Here is a 376-nt window from a genome sequence, read left to right on the forward strand (position 1 = left end):
GATACAGACGTTCTGCTTCTTTCGGGCCAGTCAGCACCATGCCTTCGCCTTTGGCGTTAACACAGTCACGGGTCATGTAGTACAGACCCAGTACAACGTCCTGAGACGGAACGATGATTGGTTCGCCGTTCGCCGGGGACAGGATGTTGTTGGTAGACATCATCAGCGCACGCGCTTCCAGCTGGGCTTCCAGCGTCAGCGGTACGTGAACAGCCATCTGGTCACCATCGAAGTCGGCGTTATATGCCGCACAAACCAGCGGGTGCAGCTGGATAGCTTTACCTTCGATCAGTACCGGTTCAAATGCCTGGATACCCAGACGGTGCAGAGTCGGTGCACGGTTCAGCAGTACCGGGTGTTCGCGGATAACTTCGTC

At 56.1% G+C, this 376-nt stretch carries 1 pseudogene; it reads right to left on the reverse strand.

Annotation, left to right across the window (positions count from 1 at the left end):
* Positions 1-376: pseudogene (locus tag FN960_RS23590) on the reverse strand (DNA-directed RNA polymerase subunit beta'); the annotation flags it as partial.

It is taken from the genome of Alkalicoccobacillus porphyridii, from assembly GCF_007293315.1.
GTDB lineage: Bacteria > Bacillota > Bacilli > Bacillales > Bacillaceae_D > Alkalicoccobacillus > Alkalicoccobacillus porphyridii.